Here is a 17,606-nt window from a genome sequence, read left to right as displayed (position 1 = left end):
TCACTTTATAGGTTAGCAGTTTCTATTTGTTTAATAATAAATGATTCTATTTCTTGTCGGTCTTTTTTTGAAAACCAAGAGAGTTCAATGTCAAATTGCTTTCCATCATGAGAAATCACATATGGTTCACTTCCACCTTTACTTGGATGATAAGATTTTAAGTCAGAGAAATTTCGTTTAAAGCGATTGGTACGAAGTGTGGAAGCATTAAGTGTAATTTGTGGTTTCCCTCGTAAGAGAATAATCAAAATAAGTAAAAAACAAATTATACCAATTAGTATGTTGACAACATATTCAATAACGACTAAGTTTTTACGAAACTTGATGCTTAATGTTTCTGCAAGTTTATCTGAAAGTTCTGTTACAATATAGAAAAACACACCAATTACAACAATAATTAGAATTGCTTTGACAAAGTAAGCAAGTTGCGAAAAATATCTTCTCTCCTTCATATCTTCGTTTTTTTTATGCTTTAAAGTCTTCTATTATTTTTAATTCGGTACGAAAACCGAGCATTTGATCGGCAAATTTTTTCATGCCTTCTTCACGTAATCTTGGTGCATCTTCTTCATAATACGCATCCAAATCGGCTCTGGTTTTAGCAGTATATTGTACGGAATATGTAGTTCCTTCCATTTCTTCTTCTACTAATACTTGTGTAAAACGTGCTTCGGTAAATTTACCTGTTGCCAATACTTCAGGAATGTGTTTTTTAATCCAGATTAAAAATTCGTCGTGAACGCTATCGGAAACGTTAATAGTTACATTATAGATGTACATAGGTGAGTTTTGTAATAAAGTGCAAAATTACGTTTTTAAGCTGAATTATGTGTGGATTCTTTGTTGAATTAGAGTTATTTAAAAAGAATTCATTTAAATTTAATTCACCGAATCGCCACGTAACTTTCGATACGCTTTTTGCGCTTCTACATAGTGAATACTGTCTTGATGATTGAAAATGATTTCTTCAAAGAATTGCTTGGCTTTTTCGGGTTCATCAAAATGATTGAGATAGAGTTGTGCCATGGCAAAATACGCATCGTCAACTAAAATATCATCTTTGTAAAACTCAATGATTTTCTTGTAGTTTAAACGTGCTTTGTCAAATTCGCTACGTTTTTCATAGAGTTTTGCTTGCATCAATAAAGCTTCATCTTCAATTTTTTCTCCTTTATGATTTTGCAAAATATCTTCTAAAGTATTAATAGCCTCAGTTTCTTTCTTTTGATAATATAAAAGATCTGCTTTTGCATATTTTTTCAAAGCAGTTTGTGTAGAATCTTCCAAAGAATTATCAGAAATAATCAATTTGAGTTGTAACGCATCGTTCGCAATTAATTGTGATACAGACGATTTTAATACTTTGAGCTGCGTTTCTGCCCATTCAAAATCACCTTTGTAATAACTAGTGCGTGCTACGCGAAAACGTGCTTCTTGTCCTGTAACATCATTTTTCAAAGCTTTTTGTACTTGCGAAAAGTAGATCAATGCTTGATTGAATTGTTCTTTATACACTAAAATATCGCCCAAAGCCAATTTTACAACTGCTTGCTGACGTAAGGTTAGTTTTATTTCTATCGCTTCTTTTAAATAGGCAATTGCTGTTTCGGGATCATCTTTTTGGAAAGCTATAAAATTAGCATAATCGCGTTGTAATAAGATGGTTCTGAAGTTACGACCGTATTGTGCTAGTAATTCTTCAAATCGTAGTTGAATAGCATCGTAATTTCCATCAGTAACAGCTTCAATATCTAACTGAAGTAAACTTTGTGAAGCGCGGATGATGGTACTGTCTTGCGTTGATTTTTCAATGATGTAATTTAAAATCTCGCGCGCTGTTTCTTTGTCGTTATCTTCAATACTTAAATTTGCCAATTCAAAAATACGTTGCAACGAATAATCACCATTCATGTAAATTGCTTTCTCTTGAATGAATGCTCTTTTGTATTGCTTTTGCTGAATAAATAGCCAACTCAACAATTCGTTCCAGAGTAAATTAGGATCATCTTGATTTCGTTTGAGTAATAGTTTTCGGAAAAGTGTATTGTTTTCATCGTTTGGATCGTTTCGTAAAAACTGACTGATAATACGTTGTGCATATCCTTTTTGTTCTACCCGATCTTTTATTAAATCGAGATAACTAGAAAACATCTTTTCAATGTCTCCTTTTTCACCATAAATTCGAGCAATATTGTTTAAGAAATTATAGTTAGGATTTACTTCCATTGCGTGTTTGTAAACGCGTAAGGCATAATCTAACAAAGATTTTTTCTCAAATGCACGTCCAATTCCATAAGAAGCGGAAGCTTTTTGTTCAGTATATGCTACTGCTTTTTCGTAGTACTTATTTGCGTTAACAGAGTCGCGTTTTAAATCGTAATTAAAACCAACTTCTACCAACAAAATTGGATTCAACCTTTTTAATTTTGGAGTTTCTATCTCTTTTAAAAGGAGTTTTTCGGCAGTATCAAAATCTTCCATTTGCTGATGACTATTAATCATTCCAATGAAATAATTGATTTTTCGCGGCGATTTTTTATAGAGTTTTTCAAAAGCAATAACGGCTTTTTTGTATTCTCCTTTCTCGTAATATTGTTGCGCCAATGCATCATTTTGTGCCAATGTTTGTGTACACATTGCCAAACTAAAAATGATAAATAAAAAGATACGCATAGAAAAGCTTTTTTTCAAAGATAACATAAAGTATGTTAAATAAATTGTAATGTTTAGATATTAGATCGCTATGGCTTTTAGACCGCTGACGCTGTTAGATGTTAGATCGCTTCGCTATTAGACTTTTTAGTAAACGTATGTTTTTAACTTTAGATTGTGTTGTGAACACTTAAGATTCAATATAATTACTCAGTTCTATCAAATTTAAGTCTGGATCTCTAAGATAAATAGATTTAATTTTTCCTATAGTTCCGGTTCTTTCTACAATACCTTCGATGATAGTAATGCCTTTATTTTCTATTATTGTTTTAACGTGTTCTATGTTTTCAGAAACGATAAAGCATAAATCTGCGGAGCCACATGTTGGATGTTGTGCTTTTGGTTCAAATTCTTTTCCTTTTTCATGAAGATTTATTTTTTGATTCCCAAAAGTCAATGCTTTTCTATTTTGACCAAATGTAATTATTTTCATTCCAAGAATGTTTGTATAAAACTCAATCGTTTTTTCAATATTATGTACGGTTAAGACAAAATGATCAATGCGTTCAATTTTCATATTTTTAATTTTGATTACTAATCATTAGATTTTGAAGAAGTTTCATATTTGAATAGTACTATTTACAGATTTCCATAGACCACAATATAATCAGCATAGCGTAATTTTGCTCGAAACCATTTGATTAAATCACGTAAAAAGAGTTCAACGTTCTTGTCTTTGGTTTTTATTTTTGACATGTGTTCTACTATAATTCTGCCGGTTTTATTGTCAAAATAATTATTGCTTAGAATGTCAAAACCATTTTCTATTTCTCCATACTCATTTTTGAGAGGATAGACCGATTTGAAAACATTAATAACATAATCAAAATCTTTAGCTTGAATAAAAAGGCTTTTTTCATTGCCAGCATTTATATATTTATTGATACTGTCATTTTCCGCCCATAAAATAAAGCCTATTTTATCAATAGGTTCATTAGGTGTTGCTGTAAGAAAAAATAGTTGTTCATTAATTTTTTTAATGGCTTTTTCAATGCTGAATTTGCAAATGCGATAGTATTTTTTGGCTATTTCTTCATTACACTGTGTGAGTCTGCAAATTGTATTAATGTTGTGTCTATGAAATTCTTGCTCGCAGCGAGATAAGTCGCTATTATTTTCTTGAATCAATTCCATAGCAGTATTCAACGGAATTGATAATCGTTCTCTTAATTCTTTAACTTTTTGAATGTCTGATTTTTGTTTCATCTTGAAAATGCATTTCTTCTATACAAAAGCGTCTGATCGAGTGGAATTTCGAAGAAATTTTGTATCGAGATCTACTGTGATTTTCAAATCGCTTCTCGATACAATTTTTTTCATTTCATTACAAAAAAATCACTCGAAGTGACGTTTGGTGTTAAAAATACTAGCTTCGCCAAAATCAAAATGCCCAAGCAATTGCTCAGGCATTTCTATCAGCTATAAATAAATTCCATAGATTCAACTATTTAAAACTAGGTTTGGGTGTATAGCATTTTCTGTTAAGCTTGAATATGGTACGTACTAGCTATTAATCTATGGGTTGACGTAACATATCTTGGTTTAAAAATTGGGAATACAAACGTAGTTAAAATGTCGATAAAAAGCAAAAAACATCGACAAAATGCATTATCGATGTTTCTAAAAAATATGAATTTATAAGTTTTTTCTGGCTTAAGAAATGATGTCAAAGCCTGTGTATCTGCGTAATACCTCTGGGATTTCAATTCCGTTTTCTGTTTGATAATTTTCTAAAATTCCTGCCAAAACTCTCGGTAATGCCAATGAACTTCCATTTAAAGTATGTGCCAATTGCTTTTTACCGTCTTTATCTTTGATTCTTAATTTCAAACGATTTGCCTGAAATGTTTCAAAATTAGAAACCGAACTGATTTCCAACCAACGATCTTGCGCTGTAGAAAATACTTCAAAATCATAAGTTAATGCAGCTGTAAACCCTAAATCGCCACCACACAAACGTAAAATTCTATACGGAAGCTTTAACTCTTCCAAAATTTCTTTGATATGATTTACCATTCCGTCCAAAGCAGCATACGAATCTTCTGGACGTTCAATACGTACAATTTCTACTTTGTCAAACTGATGCAAACGATTCAAACCACGTACATGCGCTCCATAACTTCCAGCTTCACGTCTAAAACACGGTGTGTAACCTGTGCAGCAAATTGGTAAATCGTCTGCTTTTAGCAAATCGCCACGAAACATATTTGTTATCGGAACTTCTGCCGTTGGAATCAAATACAAATCATCAGCAGTAGCATGATACATTTGCCCTTCTTTGTCAGGTAACTGACCAGTTCCGTACCCAGAAGCTTCATTTACCAAATGTGGTACTTGATATTCTGTATAACCAGCATCTGTGTTTTTATCTAAAAAATATTGAATTAACGCACGTTGCAAACGCGCACCTTTTCCTTTATATACAGGAAATCCTGCTCCAGTTATTTTATTTCCTAGTTCAAAATTGATGATATCGTATTTCTTTACCAATTCCCAATGTGGTTGCGCGTTTTCATGCAACGTAGGAATATCGCCTTTACGAAAAACCTCTTCGTTATCATCTTCACTATTTCCGGCAGGAACTAATGCATTTGGCACGTTTGGAATGGTGTATAAAAGCTCAGGAAGTGCTTCTTCTTTTGCTTTCAATTCAGTTTTTAAACCTTCTGCTTTTGCTTTTAATTGCGTACTTTTTTCACGTAAAATTTCTGCTTTTTGACGTTCACCACTCTTAAATAACTGCCCAATTTCTTTGGATAATTTATTAGAGGAAGCTAATGTATTGTCTAATTCAACTTGCAAACTTCTACGCGCTTCATCAAGTGAAACAACTTCGTTTACAACTTCAGTAGCGTCAAAATTTCTCTTCTTCAAAGCCTCAATAATTTCTGCTTTGTTCTCTCTAATAAATTGTAATTGTAACATTTTGTTATTTTTTTGGCGTTTCTCCTTGTATACTTCGACTTCGCTCAGTATAAAAGCAGTCAGGCTTTCGGCAGTCGCTCTCTTCGAGGAGCTTCAACAAATGCCTTAATCCTTAACGCACGAATTAATTAAGCGACAAAAATAATCAAATTAACAGAAAACAAGAGTTATTTTTTACCTAGAATGAAGAAATTTTAGAATCACTTTTTTTGTGGAGATTCCTTCTTTTCATATTTGCTTCTAAAAGGCAATAGCCAATCGTGATGTGAGAAGTGTGACCATTCTTCCTCAGCCAAATTTACTGTTGGATCAAAGAGTCTTTGAAACGGATGATTGTTTACGCGTACACGTCCGTCTGCATATACTTCAATATCAGTTCCTTTTTTTGCATACTCTTTTTTCAAAAATTGTACAAATTGCCATAGCATATCGGGTTTTACAGCAATACGTGCTGCTTGTTTTGCAGAGGTGTATTTTGAGGGACTTATATAGGTGATTTTTTTAGTTTTTTTATCAACTACTTTTAACGTTATATTTCCTTGTTTAGTACGCAACATCATGCGCCAGCTTAAACGATGTCCTTCTTCGGTCCATAATACATCATCTTCAAATGTCCAATGACGTAAAGGCAATAGAATTTGAAAAATAAAGTAAATAGCAAAAATAGGAATAACCACTTTTCTGTATGGAGACAGTATAATTTCGTTTCCTGTGTAGACTTCTTTTTTCTTTAAGAAAATATTGCGAATGGTTTCTGGTTCAAAGAAGAAAACACAAAGCGCCAACGACATGTATGGAAATATCCCGATATGTAATATAAACGAGTTGAATAAGTGGAAAACAATTGCGCAAACAAAGATAAATACGCGTGTACGTTTCCATAATAATAATGGAATCACTAATAAGTCAAAACCTATTCCTACGTATGTGAGCAAGTAGTGAATCCAAGATTGTTGCAAAAATTCGCCAACAATTGGTAAATTTCGTCGTCCGCCCATTAAGTATTTAGGAACTTCCGTTGAAATCCAATCTGGATACAATTTTGCAACCGAAGCATACGTGTACACAATAAATAATTGTAATATAAATATCCATAAAACCCAATTGGGCATGTGTATTTTTTTTAATGCAGGATTCTTTTTTACATCAACCGAAAGGTAGTGGTGCGCAGGAACAATCCACATAAACACACACAATAATATTAGTAAATAATAATGATTGTTATAGGAGGTTTTCTGCATCAAATACGCAGTAGTCCACAAAACGGTAAACGTACCAATGCTCCAGCGGTATTTATAGCCAATCATGACTAAAAAACCACAAACTCCCATCAAAGCAAAGTAGAAGTAAAAACCATAGGTGTAATCTGCCATATTTAAGGCTTCAATTCCGAATAACTTAAAATCTAATAAAGGTTGTTTTAGTACTTGTTGTATTGGAGTTAAAATGCCTTCAAACCCTATAAATGGAAAGGTGAAGTCAGGATCGACAAACGTACGTTTTACCCAACCTGTAAAAATAGCACCAAATCCTTCCAAACAAATTAACAACCCAAAAAATACTCGAAATATTACGAGTGATGTATTGTCTATTTGTTTGTATAGAAATTTAGTAAGCATAATGGTTTTTAATTAGTGCTAAGGATGTTTTTTTATCTTTTTGTAGCTGCGCTTTTAAATGTTCGATTGAATCAAATTTTTGTTCGTCTCGTAAGCGTTTTATCAATCGGATTTGAATTTTTTTATCATAAATATCACGATCAAAATCAAAGAAATGAACTTCAATTGTTTCACTTGTACCTTCTACCGTAGGGTTTGTGCCAATATTCATCATTCCAAAAACAGTGTTGTCATCAATTATACTTTTTACAAAATAGACGCCTTGTTTTGGGATGAGCTTATAGGTTTCTTTTATGTGAATGTTTGCGGTTGGGAAATCAATTGTATTTCCTAAACCTTTACCAGAAATAACTGTTCCTGTGAGCATAAACTCGTATCCAAGATAGGTATTTGCGGTTGTAATATCACCTTCATTTAATGCTCTCCTAATTTTAGTAGAGCTGATAGTGATATCGTCAATTTCTTTTGCTCCAATTTCAGCTACTTTAAAATCGAATGCTTCGCCAAATTCTCGCAAATCATCAATATTTGCAGTTCTGTTTCTACCAAAACGATGATCGTACCCAATGATAATTTTTTTCAGATTTAAATGATCAATTAAAAAGTCGCGTACAAAATCGCGCGCTTTCAATCGTGAAAATTCTTTGTTAAATGGATAAATGATTAATGTGTTGAGCCCAGTAGCTTCAAGCAATTGAATGCGTTCTTCAATCGTATTAATTAGTTTAATAGTACTGTCTTGTTGCAATACCATTCGCGGATGCGGAAAAAAAGTGAGCAACATAGTATTGAGTCCTTCTGACTTTTCGATCAGATTTTCTATAATTTTTTTGTGCCCTACGTGAACACCGTCAAAAGTGCCAATTGTAATTGCGGATGGATTTTTGGCTCGATATGCGTCAAAAAAATCTATGGTATTCACTATGCAGTCTTTTTTACAAAACTATTTAAATCTTTCGCAAAAAAATAAATAATCTTCTTTTTTTACTAAAAAGTACATTCATTCACAGACAAAAATAAATCCTTCGTCGCTCAAATTCTTCTGCTTCGTCGAAAAATCAAGCAAATTTTATGTTACTACTTTAAAAAAAGTCATTTTTGGAAATTAAAATTAACCCCTATCTTAAAATAAAAAGCTATGAAGCAAAAATTATGCTTCGGTCTTTTAGCGTGTCTTTTTTTGATTTCCTCCGTTGGATTTGCTCAAAGCAACGATTGGAAAAAGCTAGAAACCGTAAATGATACTGAATCAGTATCAAAATTAAACCTATCAAACCAAAAAGTCGATTTTTTTGAGCTGAACTACCAGAACTTTAAGCAACAACTTATTAACGCACCTTTACGAGGTGAAACTTTTGGATCAAATACTACAATACAAGTTCCAGGAATTGATGGAAAGCTAGAAACATTTGAAATGTATGAAGCTCCTGTTTTTGCGCCTGAATTGGCAGCAAAATTCCCAGATATTAAATCGTATGTTGGGTATAGTCAAGATAATTATGGAGCTGAATTGCGTATGAGTGTTTCTCACAAAGGTGTACAAACAATGATTTCATACATTGATCGACCAACTGTTTTTATGCAGCGAGCAGGAAATGATATCGTAAATTATGTAGTATACACAAGAGATGCGCGAATTGGTTCGGTAAACGAATTTAATTGTAAAACGATAGACGAAGTACAAGGAAAATTTAAAGATAACATCGATATTCAACCTAAAGACGCAGACGACCAAACATTGCGAACATTTAGAATTGCAATTTCTGTAACAGGTGAGTATACGCAATATCACGGCGGAACTGTAGCTGGTGCCATGGCAGCCATTAATGCAACGATGGCGAGAGTAAATGCTATTTTTGAAGTAGATATGGCAGTTACTTTTGAAGTAATTGCAAATAATGAAGACATTATTTATACAAATGCAAATACAGATCCATATTCAGTCGCTAGTGTAGGAACAGATTCAGCCAATAGTAATAATACAAATGGTTGGGGAGTTCAGGTGCAAAATGTACTAACGACAACAGGAACTGTAGGAAACGCTGCGTATGACATTGGGCACTTATTTGGTGCTACTGGTGGTGGTGGAAACGCAGGTTGTATAGGATGTGTTTGTGTAGATGATACGGCTAGTAATACAGATAAAAATAAAGGAAGTGCTTATACTTCTCCATCGGATGGAATTCCTGAAGGAGATACATTTGATGTAGATTATGTAGCGCACGAAATTGGTCACCAAATGGGAGCAAACCACACTTGGGCTTTCAGTACTGAAGGAACTGGTGTAAATGCTGAGCCAGGAAGTGGATCTACCATAATGGGATATGCAGGAATTACGGGAGCAAATAATGTACAACAGAATAGTGATCCATATTTTCATTATCACAGTATTAAGCAAGTTTTAGATAATTTAGACGTGCGTACTTGTTGGAATGCAAATAATTCGCCAATGTTAACAAACAATCCGCCAAACGCTAATGCAGGAAGTGATTATACGATTCCGCAAGGAACTGCTTATGTGTTAAGAGGAAGTGCTACAGATGCTGATGGAGGCGATGCGCTTACATATTGCTGGGAACAAACAGATAGCGGACAGGTTACAAATACAACATTTGGACCAACGGTAACAGGTGGTTCTATGAACCGATCGCAAGTACCTACAAGCTCTCCAAATAGATATATTCCAAAATTAAGTAGAGTTGCTTCAGGAAACTTAACACAAACAAACCCAACTATTAATAGTGCATGGGAAACAGTAGCAACTGTAAATAGAACAATGAATTGGGCGTTGACAGTTCGTGATAGAGAACCAACAGCGACAGGATTAGGTGGGCAATCTAGTTTTGATTTAACAGCAATTCAAGTTACAACTGCTGCAGGACCTTTTACGGTAACATCGCAAAATTCAAGTACAAGTTGGGAAATGGGAACTGCTCAAACAGTAACTTGGAATGTAGCAAATACAACTGCTGCACCAGTAAGTACGGCAAACGTTAATATTTTAATGTCTACAGATGGTGGAGATACATTTCCATTTACATTAGCATCTAATGTGCCAAATGATGGTTCGCATCAAATTACGGTTCCTGTAACGACGCCAACTTCGCAAACAAGAATTATTGTGGAAGGAGCAGGAAATATCTTTTTTGCAATGAATTCTACAAACTTTACTTTGGTAGAGCCAGATTTTGCATTGGTTTTTACAGATAGTGACGAAACTGCTTGTCAGCCAGCTGATGCAGTGTATAACTTTACATATAATGCTTTTAATGGATTTAATGGAACAACTACTTTTTCTACATTAAACCTTCCAGTAGGAGCAAACGCAACTTTTAATCCTGTAAGTGCTTCTGTTGATGGAACACCTGTAACACTTACCATTTCAGGAACATCAGGAGTTGCGCCAAGTACATATTTATTTACTGCTCAAGGAACGTCTGGAGGAACAACAAGAGGAGCAGATTTAACTATTAGTGTGCTTCCAGGAAGCTTATCGCCAGTTACATTAATTTCACCTTCAAATAGTTCAACAAATATTCCGACGAATACTGGTCTGAGTTGGTCGGTAAATACGATTGCAGATGGTTATCAAATAGAGATCGCAACAGATGCTGGATTCACAAATATTGTAGAATCGGCTACAGTATCTAGTGCAAACTATACAGCTACATCTCTGGGGCAATCAACTTTATATTATTGGAGAATTGGTATCTCTAACGATTGTGTTTCAACCGTATATTCAAGTACATATTCATTTACAACACAATCATGTGCAGTATGTGCTTCTGTGGCAAATACGAGTTTTCAAACAAGTACAACGCTGGTAGATTTTGAAGATATTACTAGAGTTTCTGCAAAACCTGCAGGATATACTGATTATACGTCTACAGATGCTACAGATGTAATTAAAGAGTCATCATACGCACTTACGGTGCATGCAAATACAGATGGAGACTATAGAACACAAACGAAAGTTTGGATTGATTGGAATCAGAATTGTAGTTTTGATGATCCAGGAGAGGAATATGATTTAGGAGAAGCAGATAATGTAGCAGATGGAGCAACAGCAAACTCTGGAATGATGGTGATGGTGCCAAGTACAGCGCTAGTAGGATCAACTACGATGCGTGTATCTACAAAGTATACTTCTAGAAATACGATTGTGTTTCCAACGTCTTGTGAAAATGGAGCAGATGGAGAAGTAGAAGATTATCGTATTAATGTTCAGAATACGTTATCGACTATAGAGAATGAATTGGAAGACTTTGCTATTTGGCCAAATCCAACACGAGGAAAGTTTGTAGTGAAATTTACCTCTACATCTTCTGAAGATGTTACTATTGATATTTTTGATGTTCGTGGACGTGCTATTTTTACAAAGCAATACAATAACTCAGCAAACTTCACTGAGGAGTTAAATATTGGTTCAGCTCAAGCTGGATTGTATATGGTTCGTGTAAATGATGGAGAGCGTGTAAGTATTAAAAAACTAATCGTTCAGTAAAAGATATTTACTAAACTAAATATGATATGAAAAGAGAGGCAATTGCCTCTCTTTTTTATTTTCCATTAAAATTGTTCATTGTGTTTGAAACTCCAGCTGTTCCAAAGGATTTAATGAGTTCTGTACTTTTTTCTAAACGTTCAGGAAGTTTGTCATTTTCTTCGGTTGACCATTCACCCAAAACATAATTTACTTGTCGTCCTTTGCCGAAATCAGCGCTAATTCCAAATCGGAATCGAGGGTATTTTGTAGTGTTTAGTAATGCTTGGATACTTTTTAAGCCATTATGTCCGCCATCACTTCCTTTGGTTTTTACGCGAATCGTTCCAAATTCAAGGTTTAAATCATCAGTAATAATTAAAACATTTTCTACAGGAATCTTTTCTTTTGTCATCCAATAGCGAACTGCTTTTCCGCTGAGGTTCATGTATGTGCTAGGTTTTAAGAAAATAAACGTTCTTCCTTTAAATCTATATGAGGTTACATCACCTAATTTGTCTGTTTTAAACGTAAGTTCTTCTTTCTTGGCAAAAAAGTCAAGTATTTTAAATCCGATATTATGGCGTGTATTTTCATATTCACTACCAATATTTCCTAAACCTACAATGAGAAATTTTTTCATAGGATCTGTTTCTTCGATGTTTAATGATGCTTTTGAATGAGATGTACTCAATAGTTTTCTGAAAAATTGAAGCATACTGTAAAAATTTGTGTAAAAATAAAAAAGCATTCCGATATGGAATGCTTTTTATAGATTGGAAAATCAAATATTTTTAAGCTTCTCCTTCTTTTGCTTCTTTTGCAGCATCTTGCGCAGCTTTCATTGCAGCACGCGAGATTCTTACTTGGCAAACTACAGTGTTATCAGCGTGTAATAACTTATAGTTGTCGTTTGTTAAAGCAGTTACGTATAATTTATTTCCAATTTCTAATTCAGAAACATCTGCTTCAATAGTATCAGGTAAATTTGCAGGTAATGCTTTTACTTTAAGTTTACGTTTGTTTAAACGTAACACACCACCAGAAATAATACCAGGTGCAGTTCCAACAACATTTACTGGAATGTTCATTGTTACTTCTTTATCGTCAAATAAACGGTAGAAGTCAATGTGTAAAATTCTGTCATTTACAGGGTGAAATTGAATATCCTGTAAAATAGCATTGTGTGTAGAACCGTCTTCTAATGCAATCACAACTGTGTGCGCATTTGGAGTATACACTAATTTAGAAAATGATAATTCTTCTGCTGAAAAGTGTAATGGATTGTCTCCTCCGTATAATACGCAAGGAACCTTTCCAGCATTACGTAAGGCTTTAGTTGATACTTTACCTACGCTTTCTCTTTGAGATCCGTTGATTGTAATTGATTTCATTCTTTGTGTTTATATTAATATTTAAATTACATTAAAAACTTTGAGCTAATAGAAGTATTGTTTTGTACTCGTTGCATTACATCTGCGAATAAATGCGCACAGCTTACTACTTTTATTTTGCTTGATTCTTGGCGTAAAGGAATAGAATCGGTTACGATTAATTCTTCTAATTTTGAATTTTCTATTCGTTCATACGCTTGTCCTGATAAAATAGGATGTGTACATATTGCACGTACAGATAATGCTCCTTTTTCCATCATTACTTCTGCGGCTTTCGTTAATGTTCCGGCAGTGTCTACCATATCATCTACTAATACCACATTTTTTCCTGTTACATCACCAATTAATTCCATGTGTGAAATGATGTTGGCTTTTTTACGTTGTTTGTAACAAATAACAACATCGCTTTCTAAAAACTTAGAATATGCGTAGGCTCTTTTTGATCCACCCATATCTGGAGAAGCAATGGTGAGCTTATCCAAATTCAACTTTCGTAAATATGGTAAAAACACGGTAGAAGCAAATAAATGATCTACTGGTTTTTCAAAGAAACCTTGAATTTGATCTGCGTGCAAATCCATTGTAATAATTCGCGTTGCACCAGCTACTTCTAGCATTTTTGCTATTAGTTTTGCTCCTATCGGCACTCTTGGTTTGTCTTTACGATCTTGTCTTGCCCAACCGAAGTAAGGAAGTACTGCTGTAATATGGCGTGCAGAAGCTCTTTTAGCTGCATCTAACATTAAAAGCATTTGCATCAAATGATCTGAGTTTGGAAACGTAGATCCTATGATAAATACTCTTGCGCCACGAACCGATTCTTCAAACGAAGGTTGAAATTCGCCATCACTATATGTTGAGAACGTAACTTTTCCTAATTCTGCGCCATATTCTTTTGCAATCTTTCTTGCAAGCTCATCACTTTGCGTACAGGCAAAAATCTTTGGTACAGGGACGGTATAAGCCATTTAATATTCTGTTTAGTAGTTAGTTAATTGTTGTGTTGTGTCAAATGAGGTGCAAATTTAGAAATTTATTGCAACTCTAAAAGCTTTTATTTCTTTTTTTAAGCAAGAATTAAAAATATTTTCTAAATTTGCACTCCTTTAGAAGCAAAAGAAGCTCGAGTGGCGGAATTGGTAGACGCGCTGGATTCAAAATCCAGTTCTTTCGGGAGTGTGGGTTCGATTCCCACCTCGAGTACTAAGAAATTTCTTTCTAATAAAAATCCTAGCAGTTGTTAGGATTTTTTTGTTTACAATAACTCCCGTTTTATCTGATAAGCTTAAGGGTAAAGGATTTTCAGTTAAAGTTTTTCAATAAGATAGATAGTTTTTTATCTGTTAATATTAATTAAAACAACAGAGTCTCCTTTTTCGTCTTTATTTATATCACCATCAATCTAATCCATAACTTAAAAATTGTCAAAATCTGATTGTAATGTCGATTTGATAATTACAAAAATATCTTGCTTTAATTTCTTATTAGTATTGTCAATAAAAGAGCTGTTATAATTTGTTACCTCACATTCTAACTTTTCTAATCCTATATAACTCCAAAATCCACCTATTTTTTTCCAGCATTGAAAGTCAGGGTGACCTTCATCGTTACGTTCACATGCATATATGCCAAACTGATATCGATACAATTGAGATTCAGAACAATAACCTTCGTTGTTATATTCAAAAGGGATAAACCATCCAACAAAGCCCAATATTATTAGTGAAACAATAAGGATGATTTTAAATTTATGTCTTTTCATTACTTTTTTATTGGTTATAGTGTAAATATAACAGTAATTTCTCCTTATTTCTTTATTCTAGAATAAACCTTTTTCATCTAATACCAATAAGGTTTACTAACTAAAATTGCTAGTGCATTATAAAATTCCTGATATGCCTATTGGATGAAAGAATAACAGGAACTCTATTACGAAGCATTCAAAAGGTGAGAATATTCATTAAAAAACAGATTCATTTTTTTCAAATCTTCATACAAAAAGTTCGATTTTAGGTTCGTTAGGTGTACTACAAAGGAAAAGCCGAAGTTATATACTTCGGCTTTTTTGTTTTGGTAAAACAAATGTAAGTTGAAGAAATCTTCTCTTTTTCTAAATACAAATTGCAAATACAAAAAATAATTTAAGAAGTTATCGTTTTGTGAATAGTAGTTATAAAATCAGCAGTTAAAAACGGTTTCATAATATGACCATTCATGGCATATTTACTAATGTTTTGTTCTACTTCTTCACTAGAAGATGCTGTGAGTGCAATAATTGGAATTTCAGTATTAAATTCACGTATAATAGATGTAGTTTTATAACCATCCAAATCGGGCATATGTAAATCCATCAAAATACAATCAAAAGAAGTTTCTTTCAAAGCCGAAATAGCTTGTTTTCCTGAACCAACAACTTTGGTGTTTACCTTATATTCATCAAGTATTTTTTTGGTCACTAATTGATTAATCTTATTATCATCAACAATTAAAATGTATTTTCCGGCAATTGCTTTACTAATACTTTCGCATGTATTGTTTTGAAGTTTTACAGTTTCCTTTTTATCAAAAACAAGTTCGAAACTAAAAGAAGTTCCTTTGTCAACTTCACTTTCAATAACAATGTCACTTTGCATGACTTTTAAAATTCTTTTCACAATAGAAAGTCCTAAGCCAGTTCCTTTATATGATTTTTCAAATTTTGTTTGTTCTTGGTAAAATTTTTCAAATATCTGTTCTTGTTTCGTCTTCGAAATTCCTGAACCATTATCTTGTACTTCAAAATGGATCTTCACATTTTCGTTTAAATCTTCTAACAATCTTGCTTTGACATAAATATTTCCATTATGTGTAAACTTAATAGCATTAGAAATTAAATTAATAAATACTTGCGATAATTTTAAAGAATCACCTTTTAAAGATGTCGGAATTCTATCGTCATATTCAATATGGATTTTATTTTGACTATTAACAAGTGCAAACTCTAAGCTATCTACAATGTTATTTATTAAGTCCTTTGGTTTAAAATCTAAAACTTCCAATTTTATTTTTCCAGATTCAATTTTGTTAAGTTCTAATACATTATTTATTAAGGATAATAAGTGACTTGCAGAAAAATTTAATGATTCCAAATACTCTTTGTGAGAGCTATTTACATTTTCTTTTAATAGTAATTTAGATAGTTCAATAACGCCATATAATGGTGTGCGTAATTCGTGGCTGATTTCTGAATAAAAATCACTTTTAGCTTTCGAAAGCTCTTCAGCTTCTTTCTTTGTAGCATTGAGCTGTTTATTTTTCTTAAAAATTAAATAAATGCTGATTAAAAGTCCTAATATGAAAAAAGCTAGAATTGTATTATAAGTTCTAAACTTTGTAATAGTGGCATCTTTAAATTCTTGTTTGGCTTCTAGTAAACGAACTTTTTCTCGATTTTCTCGTAAAAAATTATCAGCCTCAATCTGCTTTGCTTTTTCGTATTCTTTAATCTTATTTAAAGAATCGTTATAAAGAGCATGTTTATGCATAAAATCATATGCCTTTTTGAGATTATTGTCTTTTCTAAATAACTCAGCTTGTTCCTTATATAGTTTTACCAAAACTCCTATGTGGTTATATTTTTTGGAAGCTTCAACAGATTTATTAAAATACAATTGATGATTTTCTAAATCGTTAATTTTATAGTACGCATACGATAATTGTACATATATAAGCGCTTTTAATTTTCGATCGTCATAAACTGGAATCTTGCTCATTATACCCAGTGTTTCTAATGAATACGTTATTCCGTCAGTGTAATTTTGTTCTAAATAAATTTTATTCTCAGCAACATTTGACAAAGGATAAATCATATCTATTTCATATCCACCAGCTTTGGCTAAATTTATTGCTTTCGTGAAATACATATTAGCTTTGGGAATACTGTCAAAATCTTTATAATTTACTCCAATATCATTGTATGATAAAACTAAATTAAAAGTGTCTTTAGCCCTTTCGAAAATATCTCTGGCTTTAAATAGATAATAAAAACTTAATGAATCTTTACTTACAAAATAATGTGAATTTCCAAGTGAAGCATAACAGCGTCCCATTAAAATACTGTCGTTTGCTTCTTTAGCATACTTGAGTACCTTATTGTTAATAGTAATCGCTTCTCCATGTTTACCTTGTTCAAATAATTTAAAGGCTCTCTGCTTTTCAGCTAACATAGAGTCTAAAAGGGTATTCGATGTGTTTTGTGCCAATGCAAAACTATGAAGAGCAAAGGTGAATAAAAGGAAATATAATCGTTTCAAATTTTGTTAACTATTTGCATCATTTAATTTACTAAAACTATTGCAAATAGTTGCAATGGAAATGACTTTTAATTGAATATTTTATTGTTTTTAAGCTTTATTTAAAAAAGTAGAAATAATAACCTCTATAAAAAGATAGAAGATCGTAATTTTTAAAATTCTCTAAGTGTTACAGCATAAT

14 protein-coding genes and 1 tRNA gene are annotated in these 17,606 nt (G+C 32.8%); 2 read left to right on the top strand and 13 right to left on the bottom strand.

The window, feature by feature from the left end; genetic code table 11:
• Positions 1 to 5: 5 nt before the first annotated feature.
• The 8 genes from ACRBBL_RS14890 to ACRBBL_RS14855 form a co-directional block, all read right to left on the bottom strand.
• The gene (locus tag ACRBBL_RS14890; RefSeq protein WP_431369862.1) at positions 6 to 452 is read right to left on the bottom strand and encodes a hypothetical protein; all 447 of its coding nucleotides are present in this window, start codon (positions 450 to 452) and stop codon (positions 6 to 8) included.
• A gap of 13 nt (positions 453 to 465) precedes the next feature.
• On the bottom strand, positions 466 to 780 hold the full coding sequence (locus ACRBBL_RS14885; protein ID WP_431369861.1) for a DUF4286 family protein: 315 nt from the start codon (positions 778 to 780) through the stop codon (positions 466 to 468).
• Positions 781 to 879: 99 nt separating this feature from the next.
• A complete protein-coding gene (locus ACRBBL_RS14880) occupies positions 880 to 2,673 on the bottom strand; it encodes a tetratricopeptide repeat protein (protein ID WP_431369860.1) in 1,794 nt (597 codons plus the stop codon).
• A 169-nt stretch (positions 2,674 to 2,842) separates the two neighbouring features.
• Entirely contained in the window at positions 2,843 to 3,229 is a 387-nt protein-coding gene (locus ACRBBL_RS14875) for a VOC family protein (RefSeq protein WP_431369859.1), read from the bottom strand.
• A gap of 62 nt (positions 3,230 to 3,291) precedes the next feature.
• Positions 3,292 to 3,918 (bottom strand): hypothetical protein, encoded by a 627-nt coding sequence (locus ACRBBL_RS14870; protein WP_431369858.1) that lies wholly within the window; start codon positions 3,916 to 3,918, stop codon positions 3,292 to 3,294.
• Between the two features lie 447 nt (positions 3,919 to 4,365).
• Positions 4,366 to 5,637 carry a serine--tRNA ligase gene (gene serS, locus ACRBBL_RS14865; RefSeq protein ID WP_431369857.1) on the bottom strand — a complete coding sequence of 424 codons (1,272 nt, stop codon included), beginning with the start codon at positions 5,635 to 5,637 and terminating at the stop codon, positions 4,366 to 4,368.
• Positions 5,638 to 5,837: 200 nt separating this feature from the next.
• Entirely contained in the window at positions 5,838 to 7,256 is a 1,419-nt protein-coding gene (locus ACRBBL_RS14860; protein ID WP_431369856.1) for an HTTM domain-containing protein, read from the bottom strand.
• Positions 7,246 to 8,178, bottom strand: coding sequence for a bifunctional riboflavin kinase/FAD synthetase (locus tag ACRBBL_RS14855; RefSeq protein ID WP_431369855.1), 933 nt, complete (start codon positions 8,176 to 8,178; stop codon positions 7,246 to 7,248). Before ACRBBL_RS14855 ends, ACRBBL_RS14860 begins: the two co-directional genes overlap by 11 nt.
• A 216-nt stretch (positions 8,179 to 8,394) precedes the next feature.
• Between ACRBBL_RS14855 and ACRBBL_RS14850 the strand changes: the two genes are divergently transcribed.
• A complete protein-coding gene (locus ACRBBL_RS14850; protein WP_431369854.1) occupies positions 8,395 to 11,760 on the top strand; it encodes a reprolysin-like metallopeptidase in 3,366 nt (1,121 codons plus the stop codon).
• A gap of 55 nt (positions 11,761 to 11,815) precedes the next feature.
• Here ACRBBL_RS14850 and pth read toward each other — a convergent pair whose 3' ends face one another.
• The 3 genes from pth to ACRBBL_RS14835 all read right to left on the bottom strand — a co-directional run bounded on the left by pth (position 11,816) and on the right by ACRBBL_RS14835 (position 14,101).
• A complete protein-coding gene (gene pth, locus ACRBBL_RS14845; RefSeq protein ID WP_431369853.1) occupies positions 11,816 to 12,457 on the bottom strand; it encodes an aminoacyl-tRNA hydrolase in 642 nt (213 codons plus the stop codon).
• 76 nt (positions 12,458 to 12,533) lie between these two features.
• Positions 12,534 to 13,133, bottom strand: a complete 600-nt coding sequence (locus tag ACRBBL_RS14840) for a 50S ribosomal protein L25/general stress protein Ctc (protein ID WP_431369852.1) — start codon at positions 13,131 to 13,133, stop codon at positions 12,534 to 12,536.
• A gap of 26 nt (positions 13,134 to 13,159) precedes the next feature.
• Positions 13,160 to 14,101 carry a ribose-phosphate pyrophosphokinase gene (locus ACRBBL_RS14835; RefSeq protein WP_431369851.1) on the bottom strand — a complete coding sequence of 314 codons (942 nt, stop codon included), beginning with the start codon at positions 14,099 to 14,101 and terminating at the stop codon, positions 13,160 to 13,162.
• 153 nt (positions 14,102 to 14,254) lie between these two features.
• On the opposite strand from ACRBBL_RS14835, the gene ACRBBL_RS14830 reads away from it, so the two are divergent.
• Positions 14,255 to 14,336, top strand: a tRNA-Leu gene (locus tag ACRBBL_RS14830).
• Between the two features lie 211 nt (positions 14,337 to 14,547).
• Here ACRBBL_RS14830 and ACRBBL_RS14825 read toward each other — a convergent pair.
• Positions 14,548 to 14,895 (bottom strand): hypothetical protein, encoded by a 348-nt coding sequence (locus tag ACRBBL_RS14825; RefSeq protein WP_298419231.1) that lies wholly within the window; start codon positions 14,893 to 14,895, stop codon positions 14,548 to 14,550.
• 379 nt (positions 14,896 to 15,274) lie between these two features.
• Positions 15,275 to 17,425 (bottom strand): hybrid sensor histidine kinase/response regulator, encoded by a 2,151-nt coding sequence (locus ACRBBL_RS14820; RefSeq protein WP_431369850.1) that lies wholly within the window; start codon positions 17,423 to 17,425, stop codon positions 15,275 to 15,277.
• Positions 17,426 to 17,606 lie beyond the last annotated feature (181 nt).

Source organism: Kordia sp. (assembly GCF_050633145.1).
GTDB lineage: Bacteria > Bacteroidota > Bacteroidia > Flavobacteriales > Flavobacteriaceae > Kordia.
Note: the sequence above shows the minus strand (reverse complement) of the source record. Positions and strands in the feature narration are given on the sequence as shown.

Bases quoted from the DNA above. Each gene is read 5' to 3' on its own strand.
- ACRBBL_RS14890 (WP_431369862.1), bottom strand. From the start codon at position 452: ATGAAGGAGAGAAGATATTTTTCGCAACTTGCTTACTTTGTCAAAGCA.
- ACRBBL_RS14850 (WP_431369854.1), top strand. From the start codon at position 8,395: ATGAAGCAAAAATTATGCTTCGGTCTTTTAGCGTGTCTTTTTTTGATT.
- ACRBBL_RS14825 (WP_298419231.1), bottom strand. From the start codon at position 14,895: ATGAAAAGACATAAATTTAAAATCATCCTTATTGTTTCACTAATAATA.
- serS (WP_431369857.1), bottom strand. From the start codon at position 5,637: ATGTTACAATTACAATTTATTAGAGAGAACAAAGCAGAAATTATTGAG.
- ACRBBL_RS14840 (WP_431369852.1), bottom strand. From the start codon at position 13,133: ATGAAATCAATTACAATCAACGGATCTCAAAGAGAAAGCGTAGGTAAA.
- ACRBBL_RS14880 (WP_431369860.1), bottom strand. From the start codon at position 2,673: ATGCGTATCTTTTTATTTATCATTTTTAGTTTGGCAATGTGTACACAA.
- ACRBBL_RS14835 (WP_431369851.1), bottom strand. From the start codon at position 14,101: ATGGCTTATACCGTCCCTGTACCAAAGATTTTTGCCTGTACGCAAAGT.
- pth (WP_431369853.1), bottom strand. From the start codon at position 12,457: ATGCTTCAATTTTTCAGAAAACTATTGAGTACATCTCATTCAAAAGCA.
- ACRBBL_RS14870 (WP_431369858.1), bottom strand. From the start codon at position 3,918: ATGAAACAAAAATCAGACATTCAAAAAGTTAAAGAATTAAGAGAACGA.
- ACRBBL_RS14885 (WP_431369861.1), bottom strand. From the start codon at position 780: ATGTACATCTATAATGTAACTATTAACGTTTCCGATAGCGTTCACGAC.
- ACRBBL_RS14860 (WP_431369856.1), bottom strand. From the start codon at position 7,256: ATGCTTACTAAATTTCTATACAAACAAATAGACAATACATCACTCGTA.
- ACRBBL_RS14875 (WP_431369859.1), bottom strand. From the start codon at position 3,229: ATGAAAATTGAACGCATTGATCATTTTGTCTTAACCGTACATAATATT.